This is a genomic window from Staphylococcus sp. EG-SA-17 (genome assembly GCF_017151845.1).
In the GTDB taxonomy this organism is placed as follows: domain Bacteria; phylum Bacillota; class Bacilli; order Staphylococcales; family Staphylococcaceae; genus Staphylococcus; species Staphylococcus aureus.
Map to the genome: position 1 here is coordinate 1 of NZ_JACVZO010000036.1, position 22,711 is coordinate 22,711.

Annotated in this window: 11 protein-coding genes, 5 tRNA genes and 1 pseudogene; 4 read left to right on the top strand and 13 right to left on the bottom strand. The window is 34.4% G+C overall.

The annotated features are described in order from the left end of the window. Positions 1-271: 271 nt before the first annotated feature. The 3 genes from IDG65_RS12650 to glmS all read right to left on the bottom strand — a co-directional run bounded on the left by IDG65_RS12650 (position 272) and on the right by glmS (position 4,016). On the bottom strand, positions 272-1,129 hold the full coding sequence (locus IDG65_RS12650; protein WP_000370944.1) for an HAD family hydrolase: 858 nt from the start codon (positions 1,127-1,129) through the stop codon (positions 272-274). Between the two features lie 67 nt (positions 1,130-1,196). Next, complete coding sequence (locus tag IDG65_RS12655; RefSeq protein WP_000908181.1) at positions 1,197-1,979, bottom strand: ABC transporter ATP-binding protein; 783 nt, start codon at positions 1,977-1,979, stop codon at positions 1,197-1,199. A 231-nt stretch (positions 1,980-2,210) separates the two neighbouring features. Further along, positions 2,211-4,016, bottom strand: a complete 1,806-nt coding sequence (gene glmS / locus IDG65_RS12660) for a glutamine--fructose-6-phosphate transaminase (isomerizing) (protein ID WP_000334463.1) — start codon at positions 4,014-4,016, stop codon at positions 2,211-2,213. Positions 4,017-4,696: 680 nt separating this feature from the next. Between glmS and IDG65_RS12665 the strand changes: the two genes are divergently transcribed. From IDG65_RS12665 to IDG65_RS12680, 4 genes are read left to right on the top strand one after another with little or no spacing between them, the layout of a single operon-like run. Then, the gene (locus IDG65_RS12665) at positions 4,697-6,235 is read left to right on the top strand and encodes a PTS mannitol transporter subunit IIBC (RefSeq protein WP_000083799.1); all 1,539 of its coding nucleotides are present in this window, start codon (positions 4,697-4,699) and stop codon (positions 6,233-6,235) included. Between the two features lie 34 nt (positions 6,236-6,269). Next, entirely contained in the window at positions 6,270-8,402 is a 2,133-nt protein-coding gene (locus IDG65_RS12670) for a BglG family transcription antiterminator (protein ID WP_000927368.1), read from the top strand. 11 nt (positions 8,403-8,413) lie between these two features. Next, positions 8,414-8,848 (top strand): PTS mannitol transporter subunit IIA, encoded by a 435-nt coding sequence (locus IDG65_RS12675; RefSeq protein ID WP_001292149.1) that lies wholly within the window; start codon positions 8,414-8,416, stop codon positions 8,846-8,848. Next, on the top strand, positions 8,848-9,954 hold the full coding sequence (locus IDG65_RS12680) for a mannitol-1-phosphate 5-dehydrogenase (RefSeq protein ID WP_000648731.1): 1,107 nt from the start codon (positions 8,848-8,850) through the stop codon (positions 9,952-9,954). The genes IDG65_RS12675 and IDG65_RS12680 overlap by 1 nt, the downstream gene beginning before the upstream one ends. A gap of 318 nt (positions 9,955-10,272) precedes the next feature. Here the strand turns inward: IDG65_RS12680 and fmtB are convergent. From fmtB to IDG65_RS12730, 10 genes and pseudogenes are all read right to left on the bottom strand, one after another. Beyond that, a pseudogene (fmtB, locus tag IDG65_RS12685) lies at positions 10,273-17,588 on the bottom strand (LPXTG-anchored DUF1542 repeat protein FmtB). Positions 17,589-17,864: 276 nt separating this feature from the next. Next, the gene (glmM, locus tag IDG65_RS12690; RefSeq protein WP_000521489.1) at positions 17,865-19,220 is read right to left on the bottom strand and encodes a phosphoglucosamine mutase; all 1,356 of its coding nucleotides are present in this window, start codon (positions 19,218-19,220) and stop codon (positions 17,865-17,867) included. 26 nt (positions 19,221-19,246) lie between these two features. Beyond that, positions 19,247-20,179, bottom strand: coding sequence for a CdaR family protein (locus IDG65_RS12695; protein WP_000894032.1), 933 nt, complete (start codon positions 20,177-20,179; stop codon positions 19,247-19,249). A 1-nt stretch (position 20,180) separates the two neighbouring features. Next, positions 20,181-20,990 (bottom strand): diadenylate cyclase CdaA, encoded by an 810-nt coding sequence (gene cdaA, locus IDG65_RS12700; protein WP_000347896.1) that lies wholly within the window; start codon positions 20,988-20,990, stop codon positions 20,181-20,183. 188 nt (positions 20,991-21,178) lie between these two features. Beyond that, entirely contained in the window at positions 21,179-22,087 is a 909-nt protein-coding gene (gene rocF, locus IDG65_RS12705) for an arginase (protein ID WP_000167862.1), read from the bottom strand. Between the two features lie 143 nt (positions 22,088-22,230). Continuing rightward, positions 22,231-22,303 (bottom strand) — tRNA-Lys (locus IDG65_RS12710). Between the two features lie 3 nt (positions 22,304-22,306). Continuing rightward, positions 22,307-22,381, bottom strand: a tRNA-Gln gene (locus tag IDG65_RS12715). 9 nt (positions 22,382-22,390) lie between these two features. Then, a tRNA-Tyr gene (locus tag IDG65_RS12720) sits at positions 22,391-22,474 on the bottom strand. Between the two features lie 28 nt (positions 22,475-22,502). Further along, positions 22,503-22,578, bottom strand: a tRNA-Val gene (locus tag IDG65_RS12725). 7 nt (positions 22,579-22,585) lie between these two features. Next, positions 22,586-22,657, bottom strand: a tRNA-Glu gene (locus tag IDG65_RS12730). Positions 22,658-22,711: the final 54 nt, after the last annotated feature.

The following is a 22,711-nucleotide window of genomic DNA, read 5'->3' on the forward strand; positions in this document are numbered from 1 at the left end:
AAACGGTAGTTGTTATAGTATACTTAAATGCATAAACCATATAAAAGCGGATATAACTATGACATTCGGTTCAATTGTAGCTATACTCTGTGCCCTATTTGTGATTTTCTTCATTCCATATATGGAGAAGAAAGACAAAAAGAAGAAATAACACTAGTACCTGGATTACTAGCATACAAAAGAGCAGTAAGGCATTTTCTAACAGAAAATAACTTTACTGCTCTTTGTATATTGCTCATCAACTATTTTGGATTTATTATTAAAACACCAATTAATCAGCTAAAAAATGTTTTGCTAAATATTTTGCTGCGCCATCCTCTTCATTCGTGTATGCCGTTACATCTGAAGTTAATGCTTGGATTTCAGGGCGTGCATTTTTCATAGCAACTGTATAATGACCAAATTCAAACATTGCTCTGTCGTTATCACTATCTCCAATAACTAAAGTTTCATCTTGATGAATGCCAAAGTGTGCAATCATTTCTTTAATACCAGTGCCTTTATCAGTTTGATAAGCCATTGTTTCCGCATTAAATCTTGATGAATTTGAAACACTAATCTGTAGTTGCACATGATTTTGCTTTAATTCATCTCTAAATGCTGTTATTTTTTCTAAATTAGAACTGAATAGATAAATTTTTGAATATTCACCTTCAGGAAACTTAGTTACCCAATCTATCTTACCAGCAAGCGCATCTTGTCTTGAAGACCATTCACTATGACTTACGCCATTAATAGGATCTTGACTACGAATCATATCTCGCATCCATGTTTCATCTTCTTTTAAAGAAACTCTATTACCTTCAAAAGGAAATACCTCATAATAAATTTGTTGGCGCTTAGCTAAATTAATAATTTGTTGCACTTGAGCCAATGATAAACCATGTTTGAAGATAATTTCTCCATCTACTTCTCCAATTGTTCCATTTGAACTAATGATGCCATTAACCGCAAAATCTTGAGGTACAAGTTGATGTATTTCAGAATGCGAACGTCCTGTTGCCAAAAATACTTTATATCCTTTCTCTCTCAATCGATTAATGACATCTTTCGTATACGTTGATGCTTGATTATTTTCATGTAAAATTGTTCCATCCATGTCCAAAAATATTGCTTTTACGTTATCCATATTGCCCTCCACTGTCCATTTTATCTTAATTAAATTTTGTCATTATTACTTATTATTTGCAAAATATTTACTCTAACATTGCCATAGAAAATCGATTATTCCATCTTTGAACTGCTACATTTTTCTGGAAAAATCGTGACATGTTTTCAGATGTCAAAATATCATCTATTAATCCTTGTTGTACACTTTCCCCATCTTTTAATAGCAAAATTTTAGTAAAGTTACCAGTAATTTCTTCAATAAAGTGCGTCACATAAATCATCGCAAGCGTTGGATATGAATCTGACAATGAGTCAAGTATATTCAATAGTGACTCACGAGCAATAAAGTCTAAACCAGCTGCTGGCTCATCTAAAATTAAAACCTGAGGTTGCCCCATTAAAGCTCGTGCAATCATCACTCGTTGTTTTTCACCTGTAGATAAATAACCAATATATTGTTGCGCTTTAGCAGATATTCCAACTAATTTAAGTAATTGATGTGCTTCATTACGTACCTCATCATCAATATCTTGATAAACACCAATTGATTTAAAAGCACCGCTTATCACCACATCGATTACTCTTTCACCATCTTGAAACTTTTCCAGTAAACTATGAGATACAAAACCTATATGTTGTCGTACAGTCTCTGCAGAATACCCTACCTTGCCTGGCATTTCACCAAATAGATTAACACCGCCAGTTGTCGCAGGCTCATATGCATTTAATATATTTAATAGCGTTGTCTTACCAGCACCATTTAAACCATATAGAATCCATTTGTCACCTTTAGCAATTTGCCACGAAATATTTTTTAAAATTGTTTTTCCTTGCTTCATTCGCCCAATTTGATCTAATTGAATTAACATGCGAGGTCACCCCTTTATTGCTACTCCATACTTCTCATAAAATCATATTAACATAACACCCTTAATTGTCAGACTATTTAAATAAATAAAACACTTCATTTTTACGCATTTCTGCCAAATTAAGATGAAGTAAAAGCTAAGTCGACCTAAAAAAGCACCCTTCTAGTCGATTAATCTAAAAGGGTGCCATATACTTTAATTTTAATACATGATTGATTCTAAAAAAGTGAATTATTCCACAGTAACAGATTTAGCAAGGTTACGTGGTTTATCCACATCTAAATCTCTGTGTAATGCTGCATAATATGAAATCAATTGTAATGCAACTACTGAAACTAATGGTGTCAATAATTCATGTACATGTGGAATGACATAAGTGTCGCCTTCTTTTTCAAGACCTTCCATAGAAATGATACATGGATGTGCACCACGTGCTACTACTTCTTTAACGTTACCACGAATTGATAAATTAACGTTTTCTTGAGTTGCTAAAGCAACAACTGGTGTGCCATCTTCGATTAAGGCAATTGTACCATGTTTAAGTTCTCCACCAGCAAAACCTTCTGCTTGAATGTAAGAAATTTCTTTAAGTTTTAACGCACCTTCTAAACTTACGTTATAGTCAATAGTACGTCCGATAAAGAATGCATTGCGTGTTGTTTCTAAGAAATCTGTAGCAATTTGTTCCATAATTGGTGCATCGTCAACAATTGCTTCTATTGCTGTTGTTACTTTTGCTAATTCTCTCAATAAATCAATATCTGCTTCACGACCGTGCTCTTTTGCAACGATTTGAGACAAGATTGATAATACTGCAATTTGTGCAGTATATGCTTTTGTAGATGCAACTGCGATTTCAGGACCCGCGTGTAATAACAATGTGTGGTCTGCTTCACGTGATAAAGTTGAACCTGCAACATTAGTGATTGTTAATGATTTATGACCTAATTTATTAGTTTCAACTAATACGGCGCGGCTATCTGCAGTTTCACCTGATTGAGAAATATAAACGAACAATGGTTTTTCAGATAATAATGGCATGTTGTAGACAAACTCTGATGCAACGTGTACTTCAGTTGGTACGCCAGCCCATTTTTCTAAAAATTCTTTACCTACTAAACCTGCATGGTAGCTTGTACCTGCTGCAATAACGTAAATGCGGTCTGCTTCTTTAACATCATTGATGATGTCTTGATCAATTTTCAAGTTACCTTCTGCATCTTGATATTCTTGAATAATACGACGCATTACTGCTGGTTGTTCATGAATTTCTTTTAACATGTAGTGTGCATAAACACCTTTTTCAGCATCTGATGCATCAATTTCAGCAATATATGAATCACGTTCTACAACGTTTCCATCTGCATCTTTAATAATAACTTCATCTTTTTTAACAATAACGATTTCATGGTCATGGATTTCTTTATATTCGCTTGTCACTTGTAACATTGCAAGTGCGTCTGATGCGATAACATTGAAACCTTCACCAACACCTAATAATAATGGTGATTTATTTTTAGCAACATAGATTGTGTCTTTGTCTTCAGCATCTAATAAACCTAATGCATATGAACCATGTAATAATGACACAACTTTTGTAAATGCTTCTTCAGTTGAAAGTCCTTGATTTGAAAAGTATTCAACTAATTGAACGATAACTTCTGTATCTGTTTCTGAAATGAATGATACACCTTGTAAGTATTCACCTTTTAACTCTTCATAGTTTTCAATAACACCGTTATGAACTAGAGTAAAACGGCCATTTGATGATTGATGTGGATGAGAGTTTTCATGATTCGGTACACCGTGTGTTGCCCAACGTGTGTGACCGATTCCAACAGGTCCATCAAAATCGCTACTATCAGCAACTTTACGTAATTCTGCAATACGACCTTTTTCTTTAAATACAGTTGTATTATCATCATTTACTACTGCGATACCTGCAGAGTCATAACCTCTGTATTCTAATTTTTCTAAACCTTTTAATAATAATTCTTTGGCATTATCATAGCCAATGTAACCAACAATTCCACACATAACGACATTTTCCTCCATATTGGAATAGTACGCGTAAATTATGATTTATTGCCGATAATTTAGATTGACAATCTGCTTTCATAATATAAATAGGAACATGCTATCATCGCATTCATCCATAACAAATTAAGCATAGTTATTTTTACAACTATACAAATTGCTCACACTGTACTTTCCATATTAATATTTTTTATATTCAATTTCTGGCGATCTTATTAACTTTGTCCATTAAGTCACCCTAATGTTTTACTTAATAAGCTAACGAATGAGCCACATCCGGGATAGCATCCGCCGATCTATTCGATCACTATCCTCCTCGTCTACAAATACATATATTGCACTCTATAAAGGCCACTCATATATTAACCTTTAATCTTCAAATACAAATATTTATTTGCACAGGCGCTTTAACTGTACTGCCGAACTTTCCCCCTTTCCATTAATCATTATTGTACAACGGTGTTGTTTTGTTTTGCAAATATTTTCACAATAAAATTTTAAAAATCCTAAAACAATTTTTTTGTTTTACTTTTTCAAAATATCTATACTGTCACATTGATGACACTTTATTTAATTTTGTCACATTTATTTTGACAAAGTTGATTTTTGTTTATATTGAGTAACAAGTAACGTCTCTATACACTATATATAGTCACATATATTAAAAAAGAGGTGTAAATATGTCACAAACTGAAGAGAAAAAAGGAATTGGTCGTCGTGTTCAAGCATTTGGATCATTCTTAAGTAGTATGATCATGCCAAACATTGGCGCTTTCATCGCTTGGGGTTTTATCGCGGCCATTTTTATAGATAATGGATGGTTACCTAACAAAGATTTAGCTACTTTAGCAGGACCAATGATTACTTATTTAATCCCATTATTGATCGCATTTAGTGGTGGTCGTTTAATTTATGATTTACGTGGTGGTATCATCGCAGCAACAGCAACTATGGGGGTCATCGTTGCATTACCTGATACACCAATGTTACTTGGTGCAATGATTATGGGTCCACTTGTTGGTTGGTTAATGAAAAAGACAGACCAATTAATCCAACCTAGAACACCACAAGGTTTTGAAATGCTATTTAATAATTTTTCAGCTGGTATTTTAGGATTTATCATGACAATTGCAGGATTTAAAATTTTAGCACCAATTATGAAGTTTATCATGCATATTTTATCAGTAGCAGTAGAATCATTAGTGCATGCACATCTACTTCCACTTGTAAGTATTTTAGTAGAACCTGCAAAAATCGTATTTTTAAACAATGCGATTAACCATGGTGTATTCACACCGCTTGGTGCAGATCAAGCTGCAAAAGCTGGTCAATCAATTTTATACACAATTGAATCTAACCCTGGACCAGGTTTAGGTATCTTACTTGCTTATATGATTTTTGGAAAAGGCACTGCAAAAGCAACGTCATATGGTGCTGGAATTATCCACTTCTTAGGTGGTATTCATGAAATTTATTTCCCATATGTATTAATGCGTCCTTTATTATTTATCGCTGTTATTTTAGGTGGAATGACTGGTGTTGCAACTTATCAAGCAACAGGATTTGGATTTAAAAGTCCCGCGTCACCAGGTTCATTTATAGTTTACTGTTTAAATGCACCTAGAGGTGAATTCTTGCACATGTTACTCGGTGTGTTCCTTGCTGCACTTGTATCATTCGTTGTAGCTACTTTAATTATGAAGTTCACTAGAGAACCAAAGCAGGATTTAGAAGCTGCGACAGCTCAAATGGAAAATACTAAAGGGAAAAAATCAAGCGTTGCTTCTAAGTTAGTATCTTCTGATAAAAATGTTAATACAGAAGAAAATGCTAGTGGTAATGTTAGTGAAACATCTTCATCAGATGATGATCCTGAAGCGCTATTGGATAATTACAACACTGAAGATGTTGATGCACACAATTACAATAATATAAATCATGTTATTTTTGCCTGCGATGCGGGTATGGGTTCTAGTGCAATGGGTGCAAGCATGTTACGTAATAAATTTAAAAAAGCGGGCATTAATGATATTACAGTTACAAATACTGCGATTAATCAATTGCCAAAAGATGCTCAATTAGTTATCACTCAGAAAAAACTAACTGATCGTGCTATTAAACAAACACCAAATGCCATCCATATTTCAGTGGATAATTTCCTTAATTCACCAAGATATGAAGAACTTTTAAATAATCTAAAAAAAGATGATCAAGCATAATAATTAAATAAATTAAAAAATGGAGGATACCGCCATGTTATTGAGTACACGTGAAAAAGAAATGATAGCCCTATTGATTAAGTACCACGGTCAATATATCACTATACACGACATTGCTCAGCAACTTGCGGTGTCCTCTCGTACTATTCACCGTGAATTAAAAGGTGTTGAATCATATTTAACTTCATTTTCATTAACTTTAGAACGTGCAAACAAAAAAGGGCTACGCATTGCTGGCGCAGATTCTGATTTAAATGATTTGAAGCAATCGATCGCACAACTTCAAACCATTGACTTATCTGTTGAAGAGCAGAAAGTAATTATTATATACGCTTTGATACAAGCCAAGGAGCCAGTTAAACAATATAGTTTAGCGCAAGAAATTGGCGTTTCTGTCCAGACTTTAGCAAAGATGTTAGATGATTTAGAGCTCGATTTAAATAAGTACCAACTATCTTTATCTCGAAAGCGTGGCGAAGGTATTTACTTGGTAGGTACTGAATCAAAGAAACGTGAATTTTTAAGTCAATTAATGGTGAATAACTTAAATAGTACTAGCGTTTATTCAGTAATTGAAAATCATTTTGTCTTTCATTCATTAAATCAAATCCACAAAGACTTTGTTGACTTAGAGCGTATTTTTAATGTTGAAAGACTATTAATGGACTACCTAAGTGCCTTACCCTACCAACTTACCGAATCAAGTTATTTAACTTTAACTGTCCATATCGTGCTCTCCATTTCACGTATAAAAAATGGAGAGTATGTCGCATTAAACGATGATATTTATGATTCTGTACAAAACACATTTGAACACAAAGTAGCAAGCGAACTTGCTGATAAACTTGATCAAATATATGACGTCACGTTTAATCAGGCAGAAATTGCTTTCATTACTATCCATTTACGTGGAGCTAAACGAAAAAATCTTAATGATACATCATTAAATAATCGTTGTGAAGAAAACAAAATTAAAGCGTTTGTTAACAAAGTAGAAATGATTTCAGGTATGACATTTGCAGATTTGGATACTTTAGTAGATGGACTGACGCTACACCTTAATCCTGCAATCAATCGTTTGCAAGCTAATATCGAGACCTATAATCCGTTAACAGACATGATTAAGTTCAAATATCCAAGACTATTTGAAAATGTAAGATTAGCTTTAAATGATTGTTGGCCTGATTTGATTTTTCCAGAGAGTGAAATTGCTTTTATAGTTTTACACTTTGGTGGCTCGATTAAAAACCAAGGTAATCGATTTTTAAACATATTAGTCGTTTGCAGCAGTGGTATGGGAACTAGTCGTCTATTATCAACTCGTCTAGAGCAAGTTTTTAGTGAGATTGAGCGTATTACACAAGCATCAGTCAGCGATTTGAAGTCACTAGATTTAAGTCAATATGATGGCATTATTTCTACTGTGAATTTAGACATCGACACCCCCTATTTAATGGTAAACCCATTATTACCAGATAGTGATATCAGTTATGTCGCACAGTTTTTAAATACAAAGTCTACGTTCCAAGAGACGCATGATAAATCATCAAACATGAATGATAAGGATGATGTTCATGTTGAAACGAAAGATATTGATGGCAACACATCTTTTGAAAATGAACAAACTTCAAACTTAACTTCAGTTTTCGAAAAACATTTAAGTGACGAAAAATCAGAGCAATTAATGCATCATATGCGTTCGGGTTTAACTTTGCTTGATTCAGTGAAAATAGTTAGTACCGAAGTTAAACAGTGGCAAACATATATCGCAGATTATCTATATCAATGCGATGCAATAAAAGATCCAACGTCATTCGCTGAACTACTAGAGCAACGATTGATTGACAATCCAGGATGGATATTAAGTCCATATCCTGTTGCAATACCACACCTAAGAGACAATATGATTAAACACCCTATGATTCTAATCACAGTTTTAGAAGAACCGTTAACATTGCCTAGTATTCAAAATGACAATCAAACAATTAAATATATGATTTCCATGTTTATTCCTGACAATGATTTTATGGCATCACTGGTAAGTGACTTGTCCGAATTTTTAAGTTTGAAATTAGAATCTATTGATACTTTTATGGAAAATCCACAGGAACTTGAAACATTATTAAGAAGCAAATTTTTAGAACGAATTAAAAAACAATTTATTTAGGAGTGTACAAAATGAGCGAATTATTTAGTAATGACAATATCTTTTTAAATGTAAATGTTAACAGCCAAAATGAAGCAATTGAAAAAGCAGGTAAAGCCTTAGTTGATAGTGGTGCTGTAACAGATGCTTATATTCAAGCAATGAAAGATCGTGAGCAAGTTGTATCAACATTTATGGGAAATGGCTTAGCAATTCCTCATGGCACAGATGAAGCTAAAACAAATGTGATTCACTCAGGTTTAACATTATTACAAATCCCTGAAGGCGTTGACTGGGATGGCGAAGTAGTTAAAGTTGTCGTGGGTATTGCTGGTAAAGATGGGGAACATTTAGACTTGTTATCTAAAATTGCAATTACATTTAGCGAAGAAGAAAATGTGGATCGTATCGTTCAAGCAAAATCTGCAGAAGAAATTAAACAAGTATTCGAGGAGGCAGATGCATAATGAAAGCAGTTCACTTTGGTGCTGGTAACATAGGTCGTGGTTTCATTGGTTATATTCTTGCAGACAACAATGTTAAAGTAACATTTGCAGACGTCAATGAAGAAATCATTAATGCTTTAGCTCATGATCATCAATACGATGTTATTTTAGCTGATGAGTCTAAAACAACGACGCGCGTGAATAATGTTGATGCAATTAATTCAATGCAACCTTCTGAAGCGTTGAAACAAGCAATTCTAGAAGCTGATATTATTACAACAGCTGTTGGTGTTAACATACTACCTATTATTGCTAAATCTTTTGCGTCTTTCTTAAAAGAAAAAACAAACCATGTTAATATTGTTGCTTGTGAGAATGCCATTATGGCAACTGATACATTGAAAAAAGCGGTACTTGATATTACTGGCCCTCTTGGTAACAATATTCATTTTGCTAACTCAGCAGTTGATAGAATTGTACCATTACAAAAGAATGAAAATATATTAGACGTTATGGTTGAGCCATTTTACGAATGGGTTGTTGAAAAAGATGCATGGTATGGTCCAGAACTAAACCATATTAAATATGTTGATGATTTAACACCATATATTGAACGTAAATTATTAACTGTGAATACAGGACATGCATATTTAGCGTATGCTGGTAAATTTGCAGGTAAAGCTACCGTATTAGACGCTGTAAAAGATAGTTCAATTGAAGCTGGCTTACGCCGTGTTTTAGCTGAAACAAGTCAATATATTACTAATGAATTTGATTTTACTGAAGCGGAACAAGCTGGTTATGTTGAAAAAATAATAGACCGTTTCAACAATTCTTATTTATCTGATGAAGTGACACGTGTCGGACGAGGTACGTTACGTAAAATTGGCCCTAAAGATAGAATTATAAAACCATTAACATATCTTTATAATAAAGATTTAGAACGCACTGGTTTATTAAATACAGCTGCATTGTTATTGAAGTATGATGATACAGGAGACCAAGAAACTGTTGAGAAAAATAATTACATTAAAGAACACGGTTTAAAAGCGTTTTTAAGCGAATATGCTAAAGTTGACGATGGCTTAGCCGATGAAATAATTGAAGCGTACAATTCACTTTCATAATTTATTGAGCTTTGTTTGAAACAAGAAGTTTCCAACGTTATTCGTTAACAATCAGTAATAATGTAGTAGTTCCGTTGAATTAACAATATTAAATTTCTGAACATAAAAAATACTCCCTTCAACATAGACACTTAACTTGTGTTATGTATGAAAGGAGTATTTTTGCGTTAATAATTTGTTTTATTTTCGAGCCACAGCCACCTATTCAATGGCTATTGGTCATTACTAAAACAAATTCATATTAACTGTTAGACTTGGTTACTTAGTAAGGAATATTTCCCTATGAAATAACTAGATGTTCACATTCTTGAATAAATTTTATTCTTCAGTTTGTTGGTCTTTCTTAGTGAATCTTCTAATTAAGAATGCCATACCTGCACCTAGAGCTAATTCAGCATATGGTAAATCGTCATTATGTGACATACCAGTATCTGGTAAAGTTTTAGCTTGTTGTTTAGGCTTATTAACTTTTCCTTGTTGGTCTGATTTTGCATTTGCTTTGTTTTCTTCAGGCTTAGTTACATTAAGCATATCTTGATTAGCACTATTGCTTCCATTTGAAACTGTAGCTGGAGATGCATTGGCACCGTCGTTTTGCGTAGCTTTATTGTTTGCATCTGCAGATGAACCAATTGATGCTTGATTATCTTTTGTATCTGCTGTTGCCATGTCAGCTTTTTGGCTATCCTCAGTCGAAGTCATTTTATCTTTTGCTTCTGAAGATGCAGATGTTGATGGTTTATTCGAAACTTCAGTATCAGCTTTGCTTGGCGATTTATCTGCTTCGTTAGATGCAACGTTAGTTTCAGACTTAAGTTGTCCTGCATCAGTTTGATTTGACGTACTTTCCTCTTTATCTTTTGATGTATTAGAAGGTACATTTGGTTCTGTTATGTCTGCTGAAGGCAATGTTTCAGTTGTTGATTCGACCATACTTTGATTTGTTGAATCTCTACCATCTTTTTCTACCTTAGCTTTATTTTCAGATTTTGGTTGTGCAACCTTGCCATTAGTTGGTTGAGATTCAGCACTATTATTCACTTCAGCATTTTGATTTGAATCATTTACAGATGCATTATCTTTGCTATCAGCAGATGATGTTTTTTCTGTGCTCTCAGTTGTTGCTGGTTTATCAGTTGTGCCATTACCCGTTGCCGAATTGTCTATTGATGCATCTACACTAGAATTGTTATTAGCTGTCGGTTTATCATTTGCATCATCAGTTGATGAATTGTTTGTTGATGTTGCTGTTGTTTCACCTGTTGCTGCATCATTATGATTATTTGTCGTTGTTGAAGACGTATCTGCGTTGGCATTATCTGTTGACTCAGTTACATTAGGTTGTCCAGCATTGTCTGGCTCTGCATTAACATTTGTATTTGCTGTTGCGTCATTATTATCTGAACTGCTATGATTAGCATCCGGATCATTCTGAGGCACAATCGCTTCAATTGCAGGTATCGTTACATTTTGTAATTCTGCAACTTCTGCATTTGTTTGTGTTTTATCTAAATCATCAGCAAATCTGTCAAAATATCTACCTAAATCCGTACGTGCAATTTCTTTCGCCGATGCATCTGCATCTGCATTTTTAATTATTTCTATTTGCTTGTTAACCACTTCTCTAATTGCTTCTAAAGCATTTTTCTTAACTTCAGGATTAATACGTTGTGCTTTAAGTTGTTCAAGCGCACTATTTTTGACAGTAGCGATTTCTGCATTTGTAGTTTGATCAGAAATATCTTCAGTTGCTTTTGATAAAATCTCTTCTAAAGCATTCGTAAATACTTCTTTTTCTTCAGTTGTAGCATCAGAGTCGACATTTACACCTGCTTCAATCTGGTCTAGTGCAGTTTCTAATTCTTCGATAGCTTTTTGTTTTTCTGTTGAGTCGATTTGAATGTTATCAAATGCTTCAAGTCCTTGAGCTTTCGCTTTTTCAACTTCGGCAGTTGTTGTTGCATCAGTAATACCTTGTTTAGCTTGATCTGTAATTTGTTTAATCGTTGCTAATGCTTCAGTTTTTTCTTCAGCAGTTAACTGGTCACTTTGGTCAATAGATTCTTTCGTTTCCTGTGCTTTAGCATCAATCGCTTGGTTTGCTTTAGCTTTAACAGTAGCATCTACTTGAACTGCATCAATTGTCGCTTTACCTTGTGTTAATGCATCATCAACATCACTATTATCCACGCCATTATTAATGCTTTCTAACGCAGTTTGAACATTTTGGTCAACTTGCTTGATTGCTTGTTGTTTTTCATCTTGTGTTGCATTAGTGTCAGCTGAAATATTATTTTTCTTCTGATCTGCATAGGCATATAAATCTGTTGTAGCCGATTCTTTTTTACCTGTTGGAATCGTATAATCGTTAATATTATCTAAGTCATTATGAATTTGTACTTCTATGTCATCTTTAGAAGTAGCTTGATTAACGTTTTGATCCGCAGTTTGTTTCAATTCAGCAAGTTTTTGTTTCGCTTCAGCAATTTCACTTGAAGTCGATGCGTTAGAGTTATCCGCTTCATTAACTTTAGCATTATATGCATCTGCAATTTTAGCTAAAGCATCTTTTTTGTATTCACTAAATGTTTTAACTGCATTAATTTTAGCTTTTCCATCTCTAACCGCAGCATCTACATAGTCATCAGTTGAAGATTGATCAATATTTGTTTTCGCTTGATTTAACTCTGTATCAACTTCTTGTTTTGCATCATTAATTTCTTGTTGTGACGCATTTGGCGTTTGTTCAATTTGTGTTTTCTTATCAGCTGCAGCTTGATCTAATTCTGTTTTACCTGCTGGTTTCTTAACAGGATTTGCATGAAGTTGTTGAACTTTTTGTACTGCTGCGTCTTTAGCAGTTGTTACATCACCTGTTGAATTTGCAACATTAATATTATTTAAACCTTCTTCATATGCTGCTCTAACTGGCCCTATATCTTTACCTTTTTCTTCATTGGTAGTCGTATTGTCATTAAGGATTTCAGTTATTTTATTTTGCATTTCATTTAACAATTCAGCTCTTGCATTCGTTTTAACATCTGTTGATGCTTGAATTGGGTCGATGGCTTGAACTGCATTATCTTTTGCAGTGTTTACGTCATCAATTGACTGTGCATTTTCAATATTTTGATTACCTTGCGTTAACTGTGCGTCTACTTGTTGATTTGCTTGTTCTTTTTCTTCCGTAGTCGCATCTGCAGTTTGTGCAATAAGTGCTTTTTGTTCATTTGCTTTTGCCGTTAATTCACCTTTAGCAACATCTTTAATTGTCGTATCAGCAGTAATACCTTGAATGTCAGCAACTGCTTGATCTTTTAATTGCGTAACATCGTTAGTCGTTTGCGCATTTAAAATATCTTGATATGCTTTTTCTTTAGCTTTAGAAACTAAATCTTTTGCTGCATTTTTCTCTTCAGTCGTTGCACCTGTAGTATTATCAATTGCTTGATTTTGAGTTGTCACAGCTTGATCAACATCATTTTTTGCATTCGATTTAACTGCTGTTGCTGGTTGTGTACTTTGAATCGAATTTTTACCCGCATCTTTGGCTGTATCTACACCATTATTGTCAGTTGCAGCTGTAATGTTATTCTTCGCGTCTGTAACTGCTGTTGCTAGTTGTTGAATCGCTGCTTCTTTTTCTTCATTTGTTGCGTTTTGATCGTTATTAATAACCGCTGTTTGTGCTGCTTGTAATTGGTCGATCTCATCTTTCGCTGCTTGTTTCTTCATAACTTTTGGTGTTACAGCGTTAATTGCCGCTTCTGCATTAGTTTTTGCCTCATCTACTTCAGCGTTTGTTGTAGCTGCTGTGATAGCTTGATTTGCTTTAGCATTTTCAGTATTAGCTTCAGTTTCTGCATCTTGTTTTTCTTCATCTGTTGCATCTGGCGTAGCTTGAATCTCTTGCAACTTGTTGTTTAATGTAGTAGTGATTTCATTACGCGCTGTTGCTTTTTTATTAACAGTTGGTGTCACTTGATCAATACTAGTTTCACCAGTTGTTTTCGCTTGGTCTACATCATTTTGACTATTAGCAGCTTCAATGTTGCTATTTGCTTGTATCACAGCATTATCTACGTCCGCATTAGCCGCTGCAATTTCTTCTGCTGTAATGTCTTGCGTTTGAGCGATTGCTGTTTTACGTTCATTCGCTTTCGTAGCAATTGCTTGTTTCGCATTATCTTTCGTTGTTGTTGCTGGCTGAATTGCTTCAATTTTAGCAATTTCTGCATTTTTAGCCGCTTCAACTTCTGCATTTGAATGTGCACCATCAATTGCTGTATCAGCTGTTGTTTTTTCAGTTTGAACTTGTTGTTTCGCAGCTGCTTTTTCTTCTGTTGTTGCACCGTTATTAGCATCAATTGCTGTTTCTTGAGCTTGTACTTTATCTGCAATTGCTTGTTTCGCTTGAGGTTTAACATTTGCATCAGGTGTAATGGCTGCGATTGTAGCTTCATTTGTAGTTTTTGCATTATCTACATCACTGTTTGCTGCGGCATTATCAATATCAGCGTTTGCAGTAACTACTGCTTGATCAACTTTGTCTTTCGCTGCTTGTTGTTCTTCACTAGTCGAATCATTCATTGCTTCGATTGCTGTTTTACGTTCACTTGCTTTTTGAGCAATTTCTGCTTTAGCATCCGATTTCTTAGTTGTTGCCGCTTGAACTTGATTAATTGCAGCAATACCATTGTCTTTAGCTGTTGTTACAGCACTGTTTGTATTTGCAGCATCAAGATTCGTTCTTGCCTCTTGTTTTTTAGCATCTAATTCCGTATATGCCGCTTCTTTTTCTTCTGTAGTTGAAGCATTGCTATTTTGGATTTCTTGTTTACGTGTATTATATGCGTTGTCTACTTCCGTATCCGCTGCAGGTTTAACTCTTGATTGTGTTTGAATAGCATTGATTTTATCTAATACTTTTGCTTTAGTATCAGCCACTTCTTGTTGTGATTTAACAACTTGGATGTCATGTAAACCTTCTGTTTGAGCTGCATCTACTGCTGCATTTGCCTCTGCTACTTCTTCATCTGTAGCATTTGAAACTGTAGCATTTTGAGCTTTTCTAGCTGTAGCAGCTTGTTTAACTTCTTTATAAGCATCCATTTTAGTTTGAGTTGAGTCCGTAATATTCTCAATTTTGAATATTTCTTCGTTTTTAACGCGTTCTAAATCTTGTGCAGTCGTTGTCGCTTCTATCGCTTTAACACCTGAAACTTTAGCTGCATTAATACGTTCAATGGCCTCCGCTACTTCTTCATTTGTTGTATCAGGATTTAAAGGCGCTTGATCAATTTGCGCTTGTACAACTTCATCAAATTCTTCAAGAGCTTCTGCTTTGGCTGTTGTTGCAGGTGCAGTTTGATTAATATCATTGATTGCTTTTGTTTTAATAGCTTCTACTTGCGCATTCGTAGTTGCTGCATCAATATCTTTAATTGCCTTTGTTTCAATTTTACCAATTTTATCATTTGCTACATCTTTTTCATCTTGAAGAGATGCAGTTGACTTTTTAATTTGTTGTTTACGAGTTGTAACTGCTTGGATAATATCTTGTTTCGCTTGTGGTTTAACAGTTGGTGTAATTACATCCTGTTCTAACACTGCGATACCATTATCTTTTTCAGTTGTGACACCTTGCGCAGTTGTTTGTTTATTAATTTCTGCGATTGCATTATTTTTATCATTGTTAATTTTAGTTACAAGTGCTGCCACTTCATCTTGCGTAACTTTTTTACTTTGTTGTGCTGCTGTAATCTTTTCTTGTGCTTTAGCATCTAATTCAGCAATTGCTGCTTGATTATCAATTAATGCAGCTTGTAATTTAGTTACTAAACCATCAATATCCGCTTGAGATGCACGATTTGCAGTTTCAACATGATTCGCATCTTCATTTAAAATAGTGTCTGCTTGTTGTTTAAGTTTATTGTATTCTGCAATTGATGCTGTTGTGTAATGACTATTATCAACTTGTGAGTTTACTTGTTGTTGTAACGCATCTTTGTTCATTTCAACCGCTACTGAAAATGGATCTGCAGTTAGTGTAACTTCTGGTTGCGCATTATTAATTACAACATCTGAAGCAGTACGATATGTTAATTTTTCATTAAAATCAATATTTTTAGGTGTATCGATATTCGCAATATTAACTTTATATGATAATTTTAAAGATTTATCTGGGAATAAAACTTCTTTCGTGTGTGTACCACGAGCCGTTGTCACACCTTGGCTAGTAAATGTTACTTTATTCGCAGTTTGATCATAATTGACAGTCATATTTTTCAATACTGTACTGTCTTCGTTACCATTAGGGAACGTAGTAGTTAACGAATCATTAACGTACGTTACACCTTGTGGTAATGTTACTTCGTATTTGAATTGATCTGCTTTTAATGAAGCACCAAAATTACCATTGTTACCGATTTCAGTATTAATAGTATATTCTTTATTGTTAGTTGCTTTCGGTGCTAAATCTCTATTTTTGACATATAAATGTGATCCTGAGAATAGACCTACATTATCAATGAATGAATAGTATTTATAACCATCTTTATTTGTTGAATTCTTGAAGCATCAGCAACTGCTGTATTGTCAGGAATAAATTGTAAATCTAAGCGATCAGCATCAGTTGGCACTTTAAATAAATGTGCAGTACCAGTCTTAGCAACATTTACAGTTGCTAATTCAGTATTTTTCTTAGCATCTTTAATAACTAAATTTGTTGCACCTTGCTTACTATTCGTTTGCATAGTAGTAAAGTTAATAATCAATTCTGAATCTGGCTTTACATTTACAGTTTTTGAAATACCGTTAAAGTTACCATGATCTGTAGAATCATTTGCATTCACACGACCTAATGCAGCTACATTCCCTCTAGCTTGATAGTTTTGAGGGTTATTCTTATCAAACATATCGCTTCGTCTTAATTCTGAGTTAACGAAACCAATCTTACCATTGTTAATTAATGAATAACCATTTACTTTATCTGTAACAGTTACAGTTGGATCCTGTCTATTCTCATCTGTTGATATGGCTGGATCATCAAATGTTAATGTAGTATTAATACTGCCTTCACCAGTATTGCTAGCATTTGGATCTTGAGTTTGTCCGTTTGCTGCTACAGCTGCTGCTGGTTGCGCTCCTGCTGGAGCATTCGCTGGCTGTGTTTGATTTGCCGGTGTTGCATTATTATTAGGTGTTGCTTGGTTATTTCCTTGACCTGCTTGATTTGCAGGTGCTGCTTGATTTCCAGGTTGTGCTTGTGCAGCATTATTCGGATCAGCTTGATTACCTTGTCCAGCTGGTTGTGTTGTACCTGCTGCCGGTTGTACTGCGCCTCCTGCTGGATTAGCCTGTCCACCTTGATTTGCTGCTGGGTCTGCTTGACCACCTTGGTTGGCAGGTGCAGCAGGCTGTGCTGTAGGATTAGCTTGAGCACCAGCATTTGCGTTAGGCTGTGCATTGGGGTCAGCCGGTTGTGCTGGTTGATTTTGTGCAGGCTGATTTTGCTCTGCTGCAGACGCTGTTGTCGGGTTAATAGATATAAATGTAACAGTGGCAATTAAAGCTGAAAAAATACCGACATTAAATTTTCTGATACTAAATTTTTGTTGTCTGAATAAATTCATTAAGTCATCCTCCTGGTTGATTATTCTCGCTGTTAAATGATGTCACTTAATCAACTGTTAAGATATGTAGTAGCATCTGCGTTAAAAACACAAAGCAACTCTATCTAATTAAAATTAATTTTATCATCATTATATATTGAGTACCAGTGTATTTTATATTACATATTGATTACTTTGTTTTTATTTTGTTTATATCATTTTACGTTTGTACTATAAATTATTTCTACAAACACAAAAAACCGATGCATACGCATCGGCTTATTTGTAATACAGTATTTATTTATCTAATCCCATTTTATCTTGAACCACATCAGCTATTTGTTGTGCAAATCTTTCAGCATCTTCATCAGTTGCTGCTTCAACCATGACACGAACTAATGGTTCTGTTCCAGAAGGTCTTACTAAAATTCGACCTTCTCCATTCATTTCTACTTCTACTTTAGTCATAACTTCTTTAACGTCAACATTTTCTTCAACACGATATTTATCTGTTACGCGTACGTTAATTAATGATTGTGGATATTTTTTCATTTGCCCAGCTAATTCACTTAGTGATTTACCAGTCATCTTTATTACTGAAGCTAATTGAATACCAGTTAATAAACCATCACCAGTTGTATTGTAATCCATCATAACGATATGTCCAGATTGTTCTCCGCCTAAGTTATAATTACCGCGACGCATTTCTTCTACTACATATCTGTCGCCAACTTTAGTTTTATTAGATTTAATTCCTTCTTGTTCAAGCGCTTTGTAAAAACCTAAGTTACTCATAACAGTAGAAACAATCATGTCATTATTCAATTCTTGATTTTTATGCATTTCTTGACCAATAATAAACATAATTTGGTCACCGTCAACGATTTGACCATTCTCATCTACTGCTATGATTCTGTCTCCATCGCCGTCAAATGCTAACCCAAAATCACTTTCAGTTTCAACAACTTTTTCTGCTAATTTTTCAGGATGTGTAGAGCCACATTTCTCATTGATATTATATCCATCAGGACTACATCCAATTGTTTCAGTATCTGCTTCTAAATCACCAAATAAGAATGGCGCTAGTGATGATGTTGAACCATTTGCACCATCTAAAACAATTTTCAAACCTTCAAAGTTAACATCTACTGTTGATTTTAAATAGCTCAAATATTTTTGTGCCCCTTCAAAGTAATCTGAATAATGTACAATATCATTGCCAACTGGTCTTGGTAATTCTGGGTTTTCTTGATCCAATAATGCTTCAATTTCATTTTCTTGTTCATCTGATAGTTTAAAACCATCTGATTCAAAGAATTTAATACCATTATCTGCAACTGGATTATGAGAGGCTGAAATCATTACACCTAACTCTGCACCCATATCGCGTGTTAAATATGCAACACCTGGTGTTGAAATAATACCTAATCGCATCACTTCTGCACCAATTGAAATCAAACCAGCTATTAATGCTGATTCTAACATTTCACCTGAAACTCTAGTATCGCGACCTACAAGTACACGTGGGTGTTTTTCACCTTTATTATGTGCTAAAACATAGCCACCGTATCTTCCTAATTTAAATGCCAATTCAGGTGTTAGTTCTTGGTTTGCGACACCTCTTACTCCGTCTGTACCAAAATATTTTCCCATTGTTTACTCTCCTTTAATTTAGCTATTTATTTTACATTTATATAAGCCTTCGTTTCACTTGGTTGTGCTTTAGTGACATGTTCTGGTAAATTGATTTTTACAGTCTTTTCAGTTGATTCTGAAATACCATCTAAATCTACTTCTGCATCAACTTCGCTTATATTTTGTAAGTCATCTCGACTACCGAAGATTTCAATTTCTTTATCTTCTAAATCAATCGAACTTAACTCTTTATCATCTGCTAAACTACCTTTCTGTTTAACATTTACTTTAACCTTTTTGCTAAAAGGCTCTACTTTAACTTGTAAATTCACTTCATTAGGTTGAATCGATACATTTAATTTATTCAGTTTTTTATCAAAAGCCGTTACTTCTGCGACATCTTTTGTGTCACCATTAATCTTTTTATTAGTTTTAAAAGTGGCTTTTAAATAAGCGATATCATTCAATTGTTCTTCTCCACCTGTTACTTTAACTGTTTGTGGTGAAACTTCTTGCTTTGTAATTTTATAAAGTGGATCAATATCACTCTGACTTACATCAGGTTGAACTGTCATCTTTTTAGTTACTTTGTTTTCAAGCGTAATATTTGCTAATTTAGGTTTTACAGAATAATGAATGTCATCAGCTAACCCTTTAACTTGATACTTCTCTTGATATTTTCCAGCTTTTGCATTTGATAAATCAATCACTACTCTTAAATCTTCTGGATTTTCAATTTTTATTATCTTTGATTGTGGTCCTGAAATAGTCACATTAACTGTTTCAGGCGCTTTTGTTAAATGCAAATCTTTAGTGTTATAAAGAATTTCAACGGGTACATCTTGAATCGTTTTACTAGACTTTTGACCAAGATTACCAGTGTTAAAGATATTTCCAAAAACATTGTTAACAGATAAAAAGAAAAACAATGCCAAAAGAAAGGCAATAAATCTCAAGCCCCATTTACTTTCTAGCATATTATTTCACACCTTTCTTTTGAAAGCGTGTGCCAAACCAATGTTCAGCAAGCAACTCTTCAAAAATTTCGTTTGAAATGTCTCGTCGTAATTTTCCATCAAATGTTACCGAAATATCACCAGTTTCTTCAGATACAATAACGGTAAATGCATCAGATACTTCTGAAATACCAACCGCAGCTCTATGTCTTGTACCCAAACTTTTAGATATCTTAGGACTATCAGACAATGGCAAATAACTTGCTGCTGCTGCAATCTTAGTGCCTTGAATAATCATTGCACCATCATGTAAAGGTGTGTTAGGTATAAAGACATTAATTAAAAGTTCTTGCGAAATATTTGAATCCATTGCAATACCTGTTTCAATATAATCTTGAAGACCTGTTTCTTTTTCAAAGACAATTAATGCACCTATACGTCTTTTAGCCATATATTGCACAGCCTTTGAAACCGATTGAATCAATTTCTCTTCATCTTTACTATACGTATTAGAAGTATAGCGTTTTAAAAAGCTACCTCTACCAAGTTGTTCTAACGCACGTCTAATTTCTGGTTGGAATATTACTATTAAAGCTAATACCCCCCATTGAATAACGATATCGAATAATTTAGATGTTGCAGTCAAGTTCAATATCATACTTATCTGCTGACCAATAACAATTACTAATATCCCTTTAAGTAATTGTATCGCTTTAGTTCCCTTAAAGACCGTGATGAGAAGATAAAGTACATACCAAACTATCAGTAAATCAAGGATACTCGTTACAATTTTTAACGTACTGAGGTTTTGAAAAAAGTTGGAAAAATCCATAACATCTCCTCCGGGTAATATTTTTCCATAATACCCATTATACCAATCATTTACATCACTGTCATACGAACATATATTTAAATAGAAAAAATTTATTTTAAAGATTATAACTACTCTTAATCATTTTAGTGAATTAAAAAAAGTAGTGCAAAAAGCAAAATATACTTTATACACTACAAATCATTTATTTATAATAAAGTTTCACCGAAAAATGTTCCAACTAATGAAACCGCTTGTTCAGCAGTATGATTATTACTGTCAATCAATGGATTTACTTCAACTAAATCCATTGATGTTACTGATTGAGACTGATGTAATAATTCCAGCGCAAAATGACTTTCTCTATATGTAAGTCCACCTAATACTCTTGTACCTGTGCCTGGCGTTTCAAGTGGATCTAAGGCATCAACGTCAAGAGATAAATGTATACCATCTACATTATGAGTTTTTAAATAATCTAATGTATTTTCAATTACAGTCTGAATTCCTAGTTTATCTATGTCAGCCATAGTAAATGTTTTAATATTTTTATCTTTAATAAATTGTCGTTCACCTTTATCCAAATCTCTCATACCAATTAGCACAATATTTTCAGGTTTAATGGTATTAATATTGAATTCTAATAGTTCCTTTGGTCCTTCACCTGTCAAAATCCGAAGTGGCATACCATGAATATTTCCACTTGGTGACTCTTCAGGTATATTTAAATCACCATGTGCATCATACCAAATAACACCTAAATTATTATAATGTTTACTTATTGCTGATACTGAACCTACCGCAATAGAATGATCTCCACCAAGAACTAGAGGAAATCTGTTATTTTCAATTGATGCTGAAACTTCTTTATTTAATTTTTGAGTAACATCTATAATTTCATCGTAGTTTCTTAATCCATTTTGTTCACTTTGAAATTTTTCAATGTCTACAGCTGATACCTTAATATCCCCTTTGTCATTAACATCAAGGTCTAATTGCTTTAGTCTTGGTATTAAACCTGCATATCTAATCGCAGTTGGTCCTAAATCAACACCTAATTTTCTTTGTCCAAATGTTGATGGTGCACCAATAATATCAATTGCTTTTGTCTTTGTCATAAGCGTCCCCCCTTTGTTATACATAATTTCAGAATAATGTATACGCTTACTATAATCAAGTAATAGCCATAACATAACCCCTTAGCATTCTAATTCTCAAAAAATAAAAAAAAGCACTTCCCAAGAATGGAAAGTGCAAGTAGTGAGCCATAGAGGATTCGAACCTCTGACCCTCTGATTAAAAGTCAGATGCTCTACCAACTGAGCTAATGGCTCTAATGGCTGGGCTAGCTGGATTCGAACCAACGAGTGACGGAGTCAAAGTCCGTTGCCTTACCGCTTGGCTATAGCCCAATATATAGATGGTGGAGGGGGGCAGATTCGAACTGCCGAACCCGAAGGAGCGGATTTACAGTCCGCCGCGTTTAGCCACTTCGCTACCCCTCCAGCTTATTCAGTTAATTAATAATCAAAATGGTGGAGAATGACGGGTTCGAACCGCCGACCCTCTGCTTGTAAGGCAGATGCTCTCCCAGCTGAGCTAATTCTCCAATATAATGACTCCTACGGGACTCGAACCCGTGTTACCGCCGTGAAAGGGCGGTGTCTTAACCGCTTGACCAAGGAGCCATGGCTCCACAGGTAGGACTCGAACCTACGACCGATCGGTTAACAGCCGATAGC